Here is a 1713-nt window from a genome sequence, read left to right as displayed (position 1 = left end):
GTAGGAACTACGGGGATAGCCTGTGGAGAATTAGTAAGACATATGTTAGTATGCGAAATTCTATGAAGCAGGAACCCCGTGACTTTAGTCATGGGAGGTTCAGGTCTAAAATAATGCCTAAGTTAGTAGTTGGTGGTATGGCTTGTATGATTTCTATAGTAGTAGCTGGTATTATTGCACCGATGCTGTAAATAAATTTTTTAATTGAATAGTAAATAGGAAAAGGGATAATTATTTATTGGGGATAGGTTATAATAGAAAAAGGATTCTAAAAGTCATAAAAAAGCTTGTAGAATCTTTTTTTATGTTAACTTAAATAGTGAATACATAAGTTTAAGGGAAAGACTCATAGCTATAACATGAGAATGATAAATAAAATTAAAAATTCTAATACATATGCAGTAATTAAAATTTCTTTTGTTATGTCATGTTTGATTTTTAATAACACTTTCACGTTTTATCTAAAATAAAAACCACTCAAATATGACTAAGAGCGGTTTGAAATTCAATGTTAATTTAACTTTAAAACTATCCATCTTATAATACATTAAAGATAAATTGAAAAATATTTTTAATAGCTATAACTATTGAAATTACTTATTTTTATATTAAATACTATATCATAAAATAACAAAAAAATCAAGTCGGGTAATCTCTCTATTTCAGTGATATACTAGGTTTTAATAGTTTTTGATAAACATAATGTAATTAGAAGATAATCTATATTTTTCAATTTTTTTGATTAAATTTACCTCTAACTCAATAATTATAAGGAGAAATATTATGAATTTAAAAAAAGGATTAGATATTTTAGAAATTCCATCAAGTATATTAGGTAAAGATAAAGTTATATATATTCCAGTAATCTATACAGAAGATGAGGCAACTCTTGTTGATACTGGACTCCCAGGTCAAGGAGATTTAATAATTGATGCCCTTAATAATAGTAATACAAGTTTTGATAAATTAAAAAATATAATAATAACTCACCATGATATAGATCATATAGGAAATATAAAATATTTAAGAGAAAAATCTGAAAATGATATAAAGGTATATGCATATAAAAGTGAAGTTAGCTATATAACAGGGGAGGAAACACCATTTAAACTTTATATGTTAGAACAAATGATAGATAGTCTTGATGACAAAATGCTTGATATGTTAAATGCTATGAAACTTGGATTTAAGTCATCATATACTGTAGTAGATATATCTTTATACAATCATGAAGTTTTAAATTTAAGCGAAGAGATAGAGGTTATACACACAGGTGGTCATACTAGAGGTCATATCTGTCTCTATTTAAAAAAATCTAAAGTACTTGTTGCTGGAGATTTATTAGAGATAAAAGAGGGTAAACTCAGACCAGTGGATGTAATGTATAGTGATAATCAAGAATTGATAAAAGCCATTAAAAAATTGAGTAACTATGATATAGAGGAAATAATTTTTAGCCATGGTGGATTATATAAAAAAAATATAATTGAAGCATTAGAAAATATAGTTATTGAATAATGTTACATGATTGAAAATACTATCCAGTTATTTATTAAAAATTTATTTAAATAATAATTAAATATGAATAGTAAAGAAACAAAAAATGTATAAATAATTATTTACTTGATATTTTGAGGATAAAAATATTACTGGAATCAGAAATTTCCAGTAATATTGAGTAAGAAAAAATATATTTATACGAACCTATAAACA

At 24.9% G+C, this 1713-nt stretch carries 2 protein-coding genes; both read left to right on the top strand.

Annotated features, from left to right (window positions below; all coding sequences use genetic code 11):
• Positions 1–50 precede the first annotated feature (50 nt).
• Positions 51–191, top strand: coding sequence for a hypothetical protein (locus tag KGF50_RS21355; RefSeq protein WP_227849924.1), 141 nt, complete (start codon positions 51–53; stop codon positions 189–191).
• A gap of 592 nt (positions 192–783) precedes the next feature.
• Positions 784–1518, top strand: a complete 735-nt coding sequence (locus tag KGF50_RS21350; protein ID WP_227849923.1) for an MBL fold metallo-hydrolase — start codon at positions 784–786, stop codon at positions 1516–1518.
• Positions 1519–1713 lie beyond the last annotated feature (195 nt).

It is taken from the genome of Clostridioides sp. ZZV15-6598 (assembly GCF_020657705.1).
Taxonomy (GTDB): domain Bacteria; phylum Bacillota; class Clostridia; order Peptostreptococcales; family Peptostreptococcaceae; genus Clostridioides; species Clostridioides difficile_F.
This window is presented reverse-complemented; position numbering and strand designations above follow the sequence as displayed.